General features: G+C 64.2%; 12 protein-coding genes. 7 read left to right on the forward strand and 5 right to left on the reverse strand.

Annotation, left to right across the window (positions count from 1 at the left end; all coding sequences use genetic code 11):
- Positions 1-19: 19 nt before the first annotated feature.
- Together AC54T3_RS10140 and AC54T3_RS10145 are read right to left on the reverse strand one after the other, a co-directional pair.
- The gene (locus AC54T3_RS10140; RefSeq protein WP_496624421.1) at positions 20-1,699 is read right to left on the reverse strand and encodes an ABC transporter permease; all 1,680 of its coding nucleotides are present in this window, start codon (positions 1,697-1,699) and stop codon (positions 20-22) included.
- 127 nt (positions 1,700-1,826) lie between these two features.
- Positions 1,827-2,888, reverse strand: a complete 1,062-nt coding sequence (locus AC54T3_RS10145) for a Fe(3+) ABC transporter substrate-binding protein (protein ID WP_496624422.1) — start codon at positions 2,886-2,888, stop codon at positions 1,827-1,829.
- 301 nt (positions 2,889-3,189) lie between these two features.
- Between AC54T3_RS10145 and sufB the strand changes: the two genes are divergently transcribed.
- From sufB to AC54T3_RS10165, 4 genes are read left to right on the forward strand one after another with little or no spacing between them, the layout of a single operon-like run.
- Positions 3,190-4,674: a Fe-S cluster assembly protein SufB gene (sufB, locus tag AC54T3_RS10150; RefSeq protein ID WP_496624423.1), complete on the forward strand. Its 1,485-nt coding sequence runs from the start codon at positions 3,190-3,192 to the stop codon at positions 4,672-4,674.
- A gap of 34 nt (positions 4,675-4,708) precedes the next feature.
- Positions 4,709-5,461 (forward strand): Fe-S cluster assembly ATPase SufC, encoded by a 753-nt coding sequence (gene sufC / locus AC54T3_RS10155; protein ID WP_496624424.1) that lies wholly within the window; start codon positions 4,709-4,711, stop codon positions 5,459-5,461.
- Positions 5,458-6,819: a Fe-S cluster assembly protein SufD gene (gene sufD, locus AC54T3_RS10160; RefSeq protein WP_496624425.1), complete on the forward strand. Its 1,362-nt coding sequence runs from the start codon at positions 5,458-5,460 to the stop codon at positions 6,817-6,819. Before sufC ends, sufD begins: the two co-directional genes overlap by 4 nt.
- Positions 6,820-6,865: 46 nt before the next feature.
- The gene (locus AC54T3_RS10165) at positions 6,866-7,300 is read left to right on the forward strand and encodes an SUF system Fe-S cluster assembly protein (protein ID WP_496624426.1); all 435 of its coding nucleotides are present in this window, start codon (positions 6,866-6,868) and stop codon (positions 7,298-7,300) included.
- Positions 7,301-7,369: 69 nt separating this feature from the next.
- On the opposite strand, the gene AC54T3_RS10170 is transcribed toward AC54T3_RS10165, so the two are convergent.
- Complete coding sequence (locus AC54T3_RS10170; RefSeq protein WP_496624427.1) at positions 7,370-8,584, reverse strand: AI-2E family transporter; 1,215 nt, start codon at positions 8,582-8,584, stop codon at positions 7,370-7,372.
- Between the two features lie 109 nt (positions 8,585-8,693).
- Between AC54T3_RS10170 and AC54T3_RS10175 the strand changes: the two genes are divergently transcribed.
- Positions 8,694-9,119 (forward strand): hypothetical protein, encoded by a 426-nt coding sequence (locus AC54T3_RS10175; RefSeq protein WP_496624428.1) that lies wholly within the window; start codon positions 8,694-8,696, stop codon positions 9,117-9,119.
- On the opposite strand, the gene AC54T3_RS10180 is transcribed toward AC54T3_RS10175, so the two are convergent.
- Entirely contained in the window at positions 9,106-10,029 is a 924-nt protein-coding gene (locus tag AC54T3_RS10180) for an ATP-binding protein (RefSeq protein ID WP_496624429.1), read from the reverse strand. The genes AC54T3_RS10175 and AC54T3_RS10180 overlap by 14 nt on opposite strands.
- 37 nt (positions 10,030-10,066) lie before the next feature.
- A complete protein-coding gene (gene ettA / locus AC54T3_RS10185) occupies positions 10,067-11,734 on the reverse strand; it encodes an energy-dependent translational throttle protein EttA (protein ID WP_496624430.1) in 1,668 nt (555 codons plus the stop codon).
- Between the two features lie 103 nt (positions 11,735-11,837).
- Here ettA and mobB point away from each other — a divergent pair, with 103 nt between their 5' ends.
- Positions 11,838-12,965 (forward strand): molybdopterin-guanine dinucleotide biosynthesis protein B, encoded by a 1,128-nt coding sequence (gene mobB, locus AC54T3_RS10190; protein ID WP_496624431.1) that lies wholly within the window; start codon positions 11,838-11,840, stop codon positions 12,963-12,965.
- A 62-nt stretch (positions 12,966-13,027) separates the two neighbouring features.
- Positions 13,028-14,473 (forward strand): Na(+)-translocating NADH-quinone reductase subunit A, encoded by a 1,446-nt coding sequence (locus AC54T3_RS10195; RefSeq protein ID WP_496624432.1) that lies wholly within the window; start codon positions 13,028-13,030, stop codon positions 14,471-14,473.

Consider the following 14,473-nt stretch of genomic DNA (forward strand, 5'->3'; position numbering starts at 1 on the left):
ATGCAGCGACGGCAGCCGGTTACAGGCTCGCGCGCGAGCGGGTGATGGAGCGGCTGAGGATGATCACCGGGATCAGGCCAGCGGCGACGATGGTCAAGGCCGCCGGAGCGGAATCGGCGAGGCGTTCATCGGAGGCCAACTCGTAGGCGCGCACGGCGAGGGTGTTGAAGTTGAACGGACGCAGGATCAGGGTGGCCGGCAGCTCCTTGAGCACATCGACGAACACCAGCAGCAGGGCCGTCAGCAGACTGCCTTTGAGCATCGGCATGTGGATCTCACGCAGCACCTCGCGCGGCTTGAGCCCGAGCGAGCGCCCGGCCTCGTCCATCGAGGGGCGGATCTTGCTCAAGCCGGACTCGACCGTTTGCAAGGAGATGGCGAGGAAGCGCACCAGATAGGCGAAGAGCAAGGCCGCGAGCGATCCGCTCAGCAGCAATCCGGTGGAGAGGCCGAAGTGCGCGCGCATCCAGCTATCGAGGCTGTTGTCGATCCAGGCGAAGGGAATCATCACCCCGACCGCGATTACCGTGCCGGGTATCGCGTAGCCCATGCCGGCGGTGCGCACCGCCATGCGCACCGGCTGCGTCGGCAGCAGCCGGCGGCCATAGCCGAGCATCAGCGCCAGCCCCAGCGCCAGCACCGCAGCGCCAGCGGCGAGCGCGAGGCTGTTCAGCGCCAGGCGCGCGAACTCGGCATCCAGGCGCTGATCGGCAACGGTGATGGACCAGACCATCAACTGCCCGGCCGGCAGCAGAAAACCGAGGGTGAGCGGAGCCAAGCAAAAGCCGACTGCCGCGACCGCCTGCCAGTCGCGCAGCGGCAAGCGCCGGATCGACTGCTGGCGCTGGCTGGTATCGTGATAGCGCGCCGCGCCGCGCGAGTGGCGCTCGAGCAGGATGAGCAAGAACACGAACCCGAGCAGCATGGCCGAGAGTTGCGCGGCGGCGGCGGGATTGCCGAGCCCGAACCAGGTGCGGAAGATGCCGGTGGTGAAGGTGGAGACGCCAAAGTACTCAACGGTGCCGTAGTCGGCGAGCGTCTCCATGAGCGCCAGCGAGAGACCGGCGACGATCGCCGGGCGCGCCAGCGGTAGCGCCACCGTAAAAAAGGTTCGCCAGGGGCCGTTGCCCAAGGTCCGGCTGACATCGAGCACGCACAGCGACTGACTCAGGAACGCCGCGCGCGAGAGCAGGTAGACATAGGGATAGAGCACCAGCGACAACATCACCGCAGCACCGGGCAGGGAGCGCACGCGCGGAAACCAATAATCGCCCCAGCCCCAACCGGTCAGCTCGCGCAGGCCGGTCTGCACCGGGCCGGCGAAGTCGAGCAGGCCGGTGTAGGTGTAGGCGATGATGTAGGCGGGCATCGCCATCGGCAGCAGCAGGGCCCATTCGAAAAAGCCGCGACCGGGAAACCGACACATGCTCGTCAGCCAGGCGGTCCCCACCCCGCCGATGAGGGTGCCGAGCGTGACCCCGAGCATCAGCAGCAGCGAATGGCCGACATAATCGGCTAGGACCGTCTCGACCAGGTGCGCCCAGACCTCGCCCGCCGGCACGAACAGGAAACCGACGATGACCAGGATCGGCAACGCCAGCAGGGTCGCGATCAGGATCAGCAGCAGAGGCCAGACGCGCAACCAGGCGCGAACGCCGAAGGCGTCGGACATGGCCAATGCTGGGGTGAATGCGCTCATCAAGGTTGCGATGGATCGAAGCGAGCATCGGGAAGGGGTGCCCCAGCGCGGGGCAAGCACCTAATCATAACCCCATTGACAAGCAGGGCACCTGCTTCGATCCATCCTCCTTTGGGCCGCCTTGCGTTTAACGCCAGCCGGCGCGATCCATCAGCATCAGCGCCGCGCCGTTCAGCTCGCCGAGTTCGATCAGATCGAGATCATCGGCCTCGAAACGGCCCCATTCGGCCAGCACCGAGCTGATCTCGACGCCCTCGCGCACCGGATACTCGCCGTTGACTTCGGCATACCAGGTCTGCGCCTCCGGGCTGACGAGGAACTCGATCAGTTTGACTGCGGCCTCGGTGTTTTCGGCGGCGGCGGTGACCGCAGCACCACTGACATTGACATGGGTGCCGCGACCGTCGCCGGCGCCGGGCTGATTCGGCCAGAACACGGCCATCTTCTCGGCCGGTTCTTTCTCGCCCGGGTCATCGGAGGTCAGCATCCCCGCGAGATAGTAGGTATTTGCGATTGCGATATCGCATTGACCAGCGGCGGCGGCCTTGATTTGGTCGCGATCTCCGCCCTTGGGTGGCCGCGCCATATTCGCGACAATGGCCTCGGCCCAGTCTTGCGCCGCTTCGGTGCCGTCGGCGGCGATGATCGAGGCGACCAGGGATTGGTTGTAGACATTGCTCGAGGAGCGGATGCAGATGCGTCCCTGCCACTGTTCGTCGGCGAGCGCCTCGTAGGTCGAGAGGTCGGAGGGATCGACCTCGCCCTTGACATACATGATCGGCCGCGCGCGCAGTGACAGACCGACCCAGTGACCGTTCGGGTCCCGATAGGTTTTGGGCACGGCCTCGTTCACGACCTTGGAGGTGAAAGCCTGGGTCAGGCCGGCGGCCTTGGCGCGGTGCAGATTGCCGGCGTCGACGGTCAGCAGCACATCGGCCGGGCTGTTGCGGCCTTCACTCTTGAGCCGTTGCAGCAAGGCATCGGCCTTGCCGGTGACCAGGTTGACCTCGATCCCGGTCTCTTCGCTGAAGCGATCGAGCAAGGGTTTGATCAAGGCCTCCTTGCGCGCCGAGTAGAGATTGACCTCCTCGGCGGCGGCAAGACTTGGGGCCGCCGCGAGCGCCACGCAGAGGGCGACGAGGGGCACGCGAGCGGAACACAGGAGGCGGCGAGCGCAGATCGGTATCATGGTAAGACTCCAGAAAGGGTGTGATGGGAATGACGAGGACCGCAACGCGGACACTCCGGTGCAGAGTGTGTCCGAACTGAGCGAAAACAACAAGACTGATGAGAATGGTTGCGATTAACCTGCTGAGCGACGGCGCCTTTCGGATCTCTGCTTGAAAGTGCCTGCGCGAGCAATGACCTTGACGCCAAGCATCTGGCCCGAGCGGCCGGATTTTCACGGAATCATGACCAAGGGTCTTGAAACCCGGCGTTGGCGTCGTACTATAACCTAGTAAACTACTCAGGTATCGGAGCGGACCCCTATGAACGCGATCCCAGCAGAGGCCACCACGGCCGAGAGCAAGGTCGACACAGCCGGCCAGTATGATGCGTTGGTCAATGCCGGCTACGAGCACGGCTTTATCACCGACATCGAATCCGACACCTTGCCACCGGGCCTTAACGAAGGCGTGATTCGAGCCATCTCGTTGCGCAAGGGCGAGCCCGAGTGGATGACCGACTGGCGCCTTGCGGCCTACCACAAGTGGCTCGAGATGCCGACCCCGACCTGGGCCTCGGTCCACTATGCGCCGATCGACTACCAGGCCATCTCCTACTTCTCGGCGCCGAAGAAGAAGGACGGCCCCAAGAGCCTCGACGAGGTCGACCCGATCCTGCTCGAGACCTACGAGAAGCTCGGCATCCCGATCGAGGAGCAGAAGGCGCTCGCCGGTGTCGCTGTCGACGCGGTGTTCGACAGCGTCTCGGTCGCGACCACCTTCCGCAAGAAATTGCACGAAGCGGGCGTGATCTTCTGCTCGATCTCGGAGGCGGTGCGGGATTATCCCGAACTGGTGCGCCAACACCTCGGCAGCGTGGTGCCGCCGACCGACAACTTCTACACCGGCCTCAACTCGGCGGTGTTCACCGATGGCACCTTCGTCTATGTACCGAAGAACACCCGCTGCCCGATGGAGCTGAGCACCTATTTCCGCATCAACACCGCCAATACCGGGCAGTTCGAGCGCACCCTGATCGTCGCCGATGAGGGCAGCTATGTCAGTTATCTGGAAGGCTGCACCGCGCCGCAGCGCGACGAGAACCAGCTGCATGCCGCCGTGGTCGAGCTGATCGCGCTCGACGATGCTGAGATCAAGTACTCGACGGTGCAGAACTGGTATCCAGGCGACGAGAACGGCAAGGGCGGCATCTTCAACTTCGTCACCAAGCGCGGTGACTGCCGCGGCCATCGCTCCAAGATCAGCTGGACCCAGGTCGAGACCGGCTCGGCCATCACCTGGAAGTACCCGAGCTGCATCCTGCGTGGCGATGAGTCGGTCGGCGAGTTCTACTCAGTGGCGGTGACCAAGGGGCGCCAGCAGGCCGATACCGGCACCAAGATGATCCATCTCGGCAAGAACACCCGCTCGACCATCGTCAGCAAGGGCATCAGCGCCCAGCACGGCCAGCAGGCCTACCGCGGGTTGGTGCGCATCGCGGGGCGTGCCGAGGGCGCGCGTAACCATACCCAGTGTGACTCACTGCTGATCGGCGACAAGTGCAGCGCTCACACCTTCCCGTACATCGAGGTCAAGAACCCGAGCGCGAAGATGGAGCACGAGGCCACTACCTCGAAGATCAGCGAGGATCAGCTCTTCTATTGCCGCTCGCGCGGGCTCTCCGAGGAGGATGCGGTGTCGATGATCGTCAACGGCTTCTGCAAGGAGGTCTTCAACGAGCTACCGATGGAGTTCGCGGTCGAGGCACAGAAATTGCTGAGTATCAGCCTCGAAGGCGCCGTCGGTTAGCGAGAACGGCACACCAAACTTTAGGAGCATCCGTATGTTGTCTGTGAAGGGCCTGAAGGCCAATGTCGGTGATGAAGAGATCCTGCGTGGCCTCGATCTCGAGGTGAAACCCGGTGAAGTGCACGCGATCATGGGGCCGAATGGCTCCGGCAAGAGCACCTTCGCGCATGTGCTCTCCGGGCGCGAGGGCTATGAGGTCACGGCCGGCAGCGCCACGCTGGACGGTAACGATCTGTTCGCGCTCGAGCCCGAGGAGCGCGCGCGCCTAGGGCTGTTCCTCGCCTTTCAGTACCCGGTCGAGCTGCCCGGCGTCAACAACATGTACTTTCTCAAGGCCGCGCTGAACGCGATCCGCAAATCGCGCGGCGAGGACGAACTCGATGCCGTTTCCTTCATGCGCTTGATGAAGGAGCGGCTGAAGGTCTTGCACCTGGACGACAGCCTGCTCAAGCGTCCGGTCAACTTCGGTTTCTCGGGCGGTGAGAAGAAACGCAACGAGATCTTCCAGATGGCCATGCTCGAGCCGAAGCTGGCGATCCTCGACGAGACCGACTCCGGACTCGACATCGATGCCCTGCGTATCGTCGCCGATGGCGTCAACGCGCTGCGTGGCCCGGAGCGTTCGATGATCGTCGTCACCCATTATCAGCGCCTGCTCGATTACATCGAGCCCGACCATGTGCATGTGCTGGCCAAGGGGCGCATCATCCGCTCCGGCGGTAAGGAGCTGGCGCTGGAACTCGAGGAGAAGGGCTACGGCTGGATCGCCGAAGGGGAGGCGGCATGAGCGCGGCAGCCAACAACAGCCGACCACAAGCTGCGGTGGCCGAGGCCTTTGCCGGTTGGCTCCAGGGGCTGGCCGATGGCAACGCCGCAGGCGAGGGCGAGGAGCAGGGCTGGCTCACCGCCGAGCGCCAGCAGGCCGCCGAGCGGATTCGCGCGCAATCGGTCCCGACAGGCAAGTCCGAGGAATGGCGCTATACCGGCCTGCGCTCGCTGATCGATCAAGGCTTTGTGCAAGTCGATGAGCCGCTGACCGCTCTCACCCCCGAGGATATCGAGGAGATCCTGGTTCCCGGTCTCGACGCCTGCCGCGTGGTGCTGGTCAACGGTCGCTATTCAGAGGCCCTCTCGGACCTCGGCGAGCTGCCGCGCGGGGTGCGCATTGGCAGCCTGCGCGCGATGCTCGCGTCGGACCCAGAGGCGCTGGAAGGCGTGCTGACCCGCATCGCCGGCGAGGGCAGCCATGTCTTCGCGGCGCTGAACACCGCCGCGATGCAGGATGGCTTGGTGGTCCTGCTCGAGCGGGCCGCGCTGATGGAGCGTCCGATCGAGGTCATCCATCTGTCGGTGGGCATGGACGAGCCACGGGTGGCGCAACCCCGGCATCTGATCAGCCTGGGCGATGGCGCCCAGGCACGGGTGATCGAGCGCTACGTCAGCCTCGGCGACGCGCTCTATTGCACCAACTCGGTGCTCGAGATCGCGCTCGGGCGCGACGCGCTGCTGACCCATGCCAGAGTGCAACAGGAGAGCCCGAACGCCTTCCACATCACTGGGCTCTACCTCAGCCAAGACGCCAATAGCCGCTATGCCGGCATCAATATCGGCCTCGGCGCCACCTGGGCCCGGACCGACCTGGTGACCCGCTTCAGCGGCGAGCATGCCGAGTGCGATCTCCAGGGGCTCTATCTGGCGGGCGACAAACAGCTGATCGACTACCACATGGATGTGCGTCACGACTTGCCGAATTGCAGTAGCCGCGAGCGTTTCAAGGGCATTCTCCACGGCAAGGGGCGAGCGGTGTTCGACGGCCTGGTCTATGTGGCGCGCGACGCCCAGAAGACCGATGCCGACATGTCCAACCGCAACCTGATCCTGTCGCCGAATGCCGAGGTCGATACCAAGCCGCAGCTCGAGATCTACGCCGATGACGTCAAGTGCAGTCACGGCACCACGGTCGGCCAGATCGAGCCCGAGGCGCTGTTCTATCTGCGCTCGCGCGGGATCTCGGCCTCGCTCGCTCGGCGCATGCTGTGCCTGGGCTTCGCCGGGGAGATCATCGACGCCCTGGGCCCCGAGGCCTTGCGCGACTATGTCACCGAGCAGGTGGGGGAGCGGCTCGAACGGGTGCCGCTGGAGTGATCTCAAGTGATCTCATACAGTCCTTTGCAGTCGAGGTGACCCTCTGATGAACAGGTTAGCCAGATTCGCCGGGTTCGGCGTGGGCGATCATGGACAGATCGATCGTGATGATAAGCCGGGCGCCGAGGTCGCCGGCGTGGACGCGACCGCTGATGCGGTCCAAGCAGCGGGCGATCCCGAGTCGCTGCGCGAGCCGATCATTGCCGCGCTGCGCCGGGTTCACGACCCGGAGATCCCGGTCAATATCTACGACCTGGGTCTGATCTACAAGATCGATATCGCCGACAATGGCGATGTCGATGTGGATATGACCCTGACCGCGCCCGCCTGTCCAGTGGCTGGCATGATGCCGGTCATGGTCAAGGACGCGGTCAAGACCGTGGACGGCGTCGGTGAGGTTGAAGTGGAGTTGGTGTGGGATCCGCCATGGGGTCCAGACACTATGTCCGATGAGGCCAAGCTCACCCTCGGCATGTTGTGATGGATGGCCTGCGTCGGCAGCGGCGCCCGTAGCGCATGCACAAGTGAGCGTTGCTGTTGCCAGCGGAGACTATGTTGCCTCTTTAGGGTCGCGATCGGGATGTTCGGTGAGTGCGTCGTCTTCGCTGGCGGTTGCGTGGAAGAGGGCCCCTTCGGGCTCTTGCGCCGTCGCCACCGCAGCGTTTCCAGCGATGGGATCATCCGTGCGCTCATAATCATGAACGGCGGGTAAGGTGTCCTTGAACGCCTCGCCATAGATCGACCAGATGGTGATGAAGAGCGAGGCGATCAGAGGGCCGATCAAGAGCCCGGCCATGCCGAAGGTGAACAGGCCGCCGAGGGTGCCAAAGAAGATCATCAGTTCGTGCATATCGGTGTGCTTGCCAACCAAGATGGGCCGCAGGATATTGTCGATGCTACCAACCACGAGCAGGCAGAACAGTATCAGGCCGACACCGGCACCCAGGTCGCCTTGAACAATGAGCACGATCGAGGCCGGCACCCAGACGAGCGCCGAGCCGACCCCCGGAATGATCGATAACACGGCCATCACCGTGCCCCAGAACACCGCATTCGGGACCCCCGCGATCGCAAAGGCGATTCCGGCGAGCGTCCCTTGCAGAACGCCAATGAGTAGGGTTCCAACCACCATCGCCTGCGTCACCGAGGTGAACTTGCTGAGCATCAGGCGCTCGTCATGCTCCTCGAGTGGCAGGTGGTAGAGGATGGCGTGAACGACCTTATCGCCGTCGATCAGGAAGAAGAAGAGGGTGTAGGAGAACACCACCGTGAGGAACAGGAACTGCACCGTGCCCAAGGCAATGCTTGAAATCCTGTTGACCAAGAGCTTGCCAAAACCCTCAACGGCGCTCGCGATTTGCGTCGTCATCTGATCCTCATAGGGGATCAGTGTCTCGTGGTATGGCACTTGCTCCAGAATCTCCTGGAAACTTCCTGGCTCCTTGAGGAAATTGGCCACGATGGGGGTCAGGGACTGACCGACATTGATGGCCTGTCCGACGAAGACCATGGTCAGGATCACGACCGGAATCAACACCACGGTCAGCAGCAGCAGGAGCGTGATCAGCGAGGCGAGGTAGCGCCGGCCTCCCAGCCACTGCGTGAGCTTCATGTAGCCAGGATGGGTCATCGCGGCGAAGACCGCCGCCATGAAGATGGCGACCAGAAACTGCTGGACCATGGTCAGGAACAGGAACGAGATAACGCCGACCAGCGCGAGCAGTACGACCTTATTGATCACTTCCTGCTTCATTTCCAGCTTCATGGGGCGTCCTTAGGCATACTTGACTATTTTCATGGAGAACGATTCCCGTTCGCGAGATGATGCACCTCAATGCAATGTCTAGCAAACAGCACAACAGGGTGAAGAATCAATGGACAAGTTTACGCGTAATTACAGCACCGTTCTGGGGATCGTCGTGATCGCCCTGGCTGCCTGGTGGCTCAGCTCGATCTGGCAGCCAGCGGTCTGGGAGATCAACGAGGTCCTCGAGGCCGACCCCGAACTGGCCGACTATCCTTACCAATTCCGGGTGAAACGGCTGGAGGATGGTGTCGCCACCATCTCCACACCGCGCAACGTCCAGGTGCCAGCGTTTCGCTTTCTTGAGGTGATCCATCCGGAACTCGCCGGGCTGGCGCAGGATGATCCCAAGGTCACAGCCGCCCAACAGGATCTGGTCGATCATCAGAAACGCACCCAGGAGCTGGTATCATCGCAGCCGGGCGTGGATCGCGTTGATTGGGAACTCGACGTCCAATGGCTCGCCGATCATGGGGTGCAGGTCAACGGCGGCTGAGGCGCTGATCACCGTGTCGGCGCCCAGCCCAGTCGCGGGCGAACTGCCAGGCGGTACGCCCGCTGCGTGAGCCGCGCCGCAGCGCCCATTGCAGGGCGGCTTGCTCGCTTGTGGCGGCGTCGGCATCGGGGCCTGGCGCTGGCGCCGGCTCTGCCGCTAGCGCTGGCTCGTTGACGCCGAGCTGCTCGAGCCAGTGGCGCACCACCTCTAGGTACTGCTCCTGGCTGAACGGATAGAACGAGAGCCAGATCCCGAAGCGGTCCGAGAGCGAGATCTTCTCTTCAACACCTTCGCCTTGATGGATCTCGCCGTCGATCATGCGCGCGCCCTGGTTCTCACGCTGGTACTCGGGTAGCAGGTGGCGGCGGTTGGAGGTGGCGTAGATCAGCAGGTTTTCGGGCGGCGCGCTGAGCGAGCCGTCCAGGGCCGCCTTCAGCGCCTTGTAGCCGGACTCCGAGGCCTCGAACGAGAGATCGTCGCAGTAGAGGATGAAGCGCTCGACTCGGTTCTCGACCTGCTCGATGATCGCTGGCAGGTCGGTCAGATTCTCCTTGTCGACCTCGATCAGCCGCAGCCCCTGATCCTGATAGCGGTTCAGCAGCGCCTTGATCAGCGACGACTTGCCGGTGCCCCGCGAGCCCGACAGCAGCACATTGTTGGCGCTGCCGCCAGCGAGGAACTGCCGGGTGTTGCGGTCGATCTCATCGCGCTGCCGGTCGATGCAGCGCAGATCCTCGAGCCGCAGTCGATGCGGCCGGCGAATCGCCTCGAGCCGTCCGCGCTGGCCTTCCTTGCGCCAGCGCCAGGCGATGGCGCTCCAGTCGGTCTCGGTCGGCACCGGCAGCCAAGGCTCGACGCGGTCGAGCAGGGCGTCGATGCGGGTCAGGAGCTGATCGAGATCGGTTGCCATGGATCGTGACTGTGCAGGCGTCGACTCAGGCGTCGGCTCAGGCCGTCAACGGCCGATAACGGATGCGATGCGGCTGATCGGCCTCGGTACCCAGGCGACGATGCCGATCCTCCTCGTAGTCCGCATAGTTACCCTCGAACCAGGTCACCTGCGACTCGCCCTCGAAAGCCAGGATGTGGGTCGCGATGCGATCCAGGAACCAGCGATCATGGCTGATCACCACCACGCAGCCGGGGAAGTTCAGCACGGCTTCCTCGAGCGCGCGTAGGGTCTCGACATCGAGGTCGTTGGTCGGCTCATCGAGCAGCAGCAGATTGCCGCCGCTTTTCAGCAGCTTGGCCAGATGCACGCGGTTGCGCTCGCCGCCGGAGAGGTCGCCGATACGTTTCTGCTGATCCGAGCCCCTGAAGTTGAAGCGGCTCACATAGGCACGCGAGGGCATCTCGAACTTGCCGACGACGAGGATGTCCTGACCGTCGGAGATCTCCTCCCAGACCGTCTTCTTACCGTCGAGCGCGTCCCGGCTCTGATCGACATAGGCGATCTCGACCGTCTCGCCGACGCGCATCTCGCCGCCGTCGGGCTGCTCCTGGCCGGTGATGATGCGAAACATGGTCGTCTTGCCGGCACCGTTCGGGCCGATCACGCCGACGATGCCGCCCTTGGGCAGATTGAACGAGAGGTTGTCGTACAGCAGCCGATCGCCGTAGCCCTTGCGCAGCCCATTGGCTTCGATGACCAGGTCACCGAGGCGCGGGCCTGGTGGGATATAGATCTCGTTGGTCTCGTTACGGCTCTGGAATTCCTGCGACTGCAGCTCCTCGAAGCGTGCCAGACGGGCCTTGCTCTTCGATTGCCGGCCCTTGGGATTGGTGCGCACCCATTCCAGCTCATGCTTCATCGCCTTGATGCGCGCCTGCTCGGACTTCTCTTCCTGCTCCAGACGCTTCTCCTTCTGCTCCAGCCAGCTCGAGTAGTTGCCCTGCCAGGGGATGCCGTGGCCGCGGTCGAGTTCGAGAATCCAGCCGGCGACGTTGTCGAGGAAGTAGCGATCATGGGTCACCGCGACCACGGTGCCGTTGTACTCCTTGAGGAAGCGCTCGAGCCAGGCGACCGATTCGGCGTCGAGGTGGTTGGTCGGCTCGTCGAGCAGCAGCATGTCCGGTTTCGACAGCAGCAGCCGGCAGAGCGCGACGCGGCGGCGCTCGCCGCCGGAAAGCTTGCTGACCTCGGCGTCCCAGGGTGGCAGCCGCAGCGCGTCGGCGGCCTGATCCAGGGTGCGATCCAGGTTGTGGCCATCGGTGGCCTCAATCAGGTCTTCGAGGTCCGCCTGCTCCTTGGCAAGTGCGTCGAAGTCGGCGTCTTCCTCGGCGTAGGCGGCATAGACCGCGTCCAGCCGCTCCAGCGCTTGCTTGATCGGCGCGACCGCCTCCTCGACGTTGCCGCGCACGTCCTTGGACTCGTCAAGCTGCGGCTCCTGTGACAGATAGCCGATATGGATGCCCGGCTGTGGCCGCGCCTCGCCCTCGATCTCGGTGTCGAGACCGGCCATGATCCGCAACAGCGTCGATTTGCCGGAGCCGTTGAGGCCGAGCACGCCGATCTTGGCGCCGGGGAAGAACGACAGGGAGATGTCGCGCAGGATCACGCGTTTCGGCGGCACGATCTTGCCGACGCGGTTCATGGTGTAGATGTATTGCGCCATCTCGAGCTGACCTGGTTGAAGTTGACAAAGACTTGATGGGAAAACAGTCTGCCGCCTCTCGGCTAGAATGTCCAAGACCGAGATAGTTGAGAACATTGCCTTGATGAGTGCAGAACAGCTCCCCGCCATCGGTTTCGTCGCGCCAAGCGGCAGCGGCAAGACCACGTTGCTACGCAAGCTGGTGCCGCTGCTGCGCCAGCGTGGGCTGCGCATCGGCTACCTCAAGCATGCCCATCATGGCTTTGCGCTCGATCGGCCCGGCAAGGATAGCTACGAGGTCGCCGCCGCCGGCGCGCGCCAGGTGATGCTGGTCTCCGGCGAGCATTGGGCCCTGCTCAGCCGCGCCAACGAGCGCGCCGAGGATCATCCGGCCGGGTTCGATGCGCTGCGCGCGCGCTTCGATGCCAGCAGCCTTGATCTGTTGTTGATCGAGGGCTTTCGCGCCGCTGCGGTGCCGAAGATCGAGGTCTTCCGCACCGCCACCGGCAAGGCGCCGCTCTATCCCGACGACGACGGCATCGTCGCCGTGGTCAGCGATGATCCACTCCCGGTTGCGCCGCATCCGCCGCTGCTGCCGCTGAGCGATCTGGATGCCTTGGCCGACTTCATCGGCGGCTTGGTACGCGACAGCGCCAGTCCCAGTGCCGCCGATGATCCGCGCGCCAGCCTCATCCAAGCGCTAGGGCGCTTGCGCGCCAATGGCTATGACGACGCCGCGATCGGGAACGCCTCGGTGCGCCAGGGCGAGCGCTTCTGGATCACCCCGAGCAGCGCGGTGCGTGACACGCACGCGCCGGAGGATCTGGTTGCCTGCACGCTCGACGCCGCCTTGCCCGAAGGCGCCTCGCTCGATTCGCCGGTCCACCGCGAGGTCTATCGGCGGCAACCCGAGATCGGTGCGATCCTGCACTCCCACGGGCCGCACTCGGTCGCCCTGAGCTTCGCCCCGTGCTTCGCCAGGTGTTTCGCTGGGCGTGACTTCGAGCCGCCCGATTTCGAAGGGGCGCGACAGCTCGGCAATGTTCCGGTGCTGTGCGTGGAGCGCGATGGGCATCAAGCGCAAGCGCCGGCCAAGGTGGCCGAGGCGCTCGCGACCCATCCGGTCTGCATCATCGCCGGTCATGGTGTCTATGCAGGCGGCGCAACGATTCGCGATGCCTATCGCCGGACCATGACGCTGGAACTCTCGGCGCGCATCTTCGTCATCGCGCGTGGAGCGACTGCGCTTTAGCCATTGGTTCAGGGATGGTATAACGCGTGCCACCAACACTCATCATGGCGTTTTGATCAGCAGTGGCCGTCTTCCGACCGCGCACAGCCAAAGGCTCATCGAGCGATGAGCGACCACGGCATTTTCGGCTCAAGAAAGGGCTGGATATCCCGCTCGCGGGGGCGCCGGACGCGCGCATCGATGCCAGCCCGGTGGTCAGTCGGGTGGCGCATGTTGGCACCGATTGTATCGGCGTCAAGCGTCTGCCCTCGCTCGAAATCGAGGTCGGCGACCGCGTCCGCCTTGGTCAGCCCATCTCGCGGCGCAAGGCCTACCGTGAGATTGCCGCGACGGCGCCCGGAAGCGGGGTCGTCGAGGCCATCCATCGCGGCCCCCGCCGGGTGCTCGAGACCATCGTCATCCGGCTCGATCGGCCGCGCGATGGCAATGACCCGCTCCCGCCGGCGGCCGATCAAGAAACCTTCAACGCCTACCAGGCCGCTGAGCTGGATTCCCTGAGCGGCGAACAGGTGCGCGAGAATCTGCTCGCCTCTGGCTCCTGGCTTGCGTTCCGTACCCGGCCCTTCGGCATGATCCCGCCGCCGGACAGCAGCCCGGCGGCCCTATTCGTGACCGCGATCGATACCCATCCGTTGGCTCCAGACCCGGCGATCATCATCGACGACGCCGGCGACGCCTTTGCCGACGGCCTGCGCGTGATCAGCAAGCTGACCGATGGCCCCCGCTACTGCTGCCAGCGCCCTGACGCCGCGCTACCCATCCCTGCGGCATCCGGGTTCCGGGTCGCCGAATTCGCCGGGCCCCATCCGGCCGGGCTGCCCGGCACGCATATTCATCTGTTGGCGTCCGTTAGTCTCGAGCGGATCGCTTGGTATATTGGCTACCAGGACGTGATCGCGATCGGCCGGCTGTTCCGCAGCGGGCGCATCGATCCCACCCGGATCATTGGTCTGAGCGGACCCATGGCCGCCAACCCGCGCCTGATCCGAACCCGGCTCGGCGCCAGCACCAATGATCTGGTCCAGGGCGAGTTGAGCGGCCGTCACGAGGCACGGGTGATCTCGGGCTCGGTGCTCGGCGGTCGCCATGCGGTCGGTACTAGCGCCTTCCTGGGGCGATTCCATAACCAGATCACGGTGCTTGCCGAGGAGCGCGAGCGCGAATGGTTCGGTTGGCTCAAGCCCGGGCGCGGTCGCTATTCGGCCCTGAATCTGTTCTGGTCGCGGCGCGCCAAGGGCGAGACCCTGCCGCTCGGTACCTCACAGTACGGCAGTCCGCGCGCGATGGTCCCGATCGGTGCCTATGAGCGGGTGATGCCGCTCGACCTGCTTCCAACGCAGTTGCTGCGCGCGCTGCTGGTTGACGATATTGAAACCGCCGAGGCGCTCGGCGCGCTCGAGCTGGAAGAGGAAGACCTGGCGTTGTGCAGCTTCGTCGACTGCGGTAAGCATGATTTCGGGCCGGTGCTGAGGCGTAATCTGAACAAGATCTGGCATGAGAATCACTGA

It is taken from the genome of Halochromatium sp. NSM3, assembly GCF_059621085.1.

Coding starts and splice junctions, on each gene's coding strand:
- AC54T3_RS10140 (WP_496624421.1), bottom strand. CDS start 1,699: ATGAGCGCATTCACCCCAGCATTGGCCATGTCCGACGCCTTCGGCGTT.
- AC54T3_RS10145 (WP_496624422.1), bottom strand. CDS start 2,888: ATGATACCGATCTGCGCTCGCCGCCTCCTGTGTTCCGCTCGCGTGCCC.
- sufB (WP_496624423.1), top strand. CDS start 3,190: ATGAACGCGATCCCAGCAGAGGCCACCACGGCCGAGAGCAAGGTCGAC.
- sufC (WP_496624424.1), top strand. CDS start 4,709: ATGTTGTCTGTGAAGGGCCTGAAGGCCAATGTCGGTGATGAAGAGATC.
- sufD (WP_496624425.1), top strand. CDS start 5,458: ATGAGCGCGGCAGCCAACAACAGCCGACCACAAGCTGCGGTGGCCGAG.
- AC54T3_RS10165 (WP_496624426.1), top strand. CDS start 6,866: ATGAACAGGTTAGCCAGATTCGCCGGGTTCGGCGTGGGCGATCATGGA.
- AC54T3_RS10170 (WP_496624427.1), bottom strand. CDS start 8,584: ATGAAGCTGGAAATGAAGCAGGAAGTGATCAATAAGGTCGTACTGCTC.
- AC54T3_RS10175 (WP_496624428.1), top strand. CDS start 8,694: ATGGACAAGTTTACGCGTAATTACAGCACCGTTCTGGGGATCGTCGTG.
- AC54T3_RS10180 (WP_496624429.1), bottom strand. CDS start 10,029: ATGGCAACCGATCTCGATCAGCTCCTGACCCGCATCGACGCCCTGCTC.
- ettA (WP_496624430.1), bottom strand. CDS start 11,734: ATGGCGCAATACATCTACACCATGAACCGCGTCGGCAAGATCGTGCCG.
- mobB (WP_496624431.1), top strand. CDS start 11,838: ATGAGTGCAGAACAGCTCCCCGCCATCGGTTTCGTCGCGCCAAGCGGC.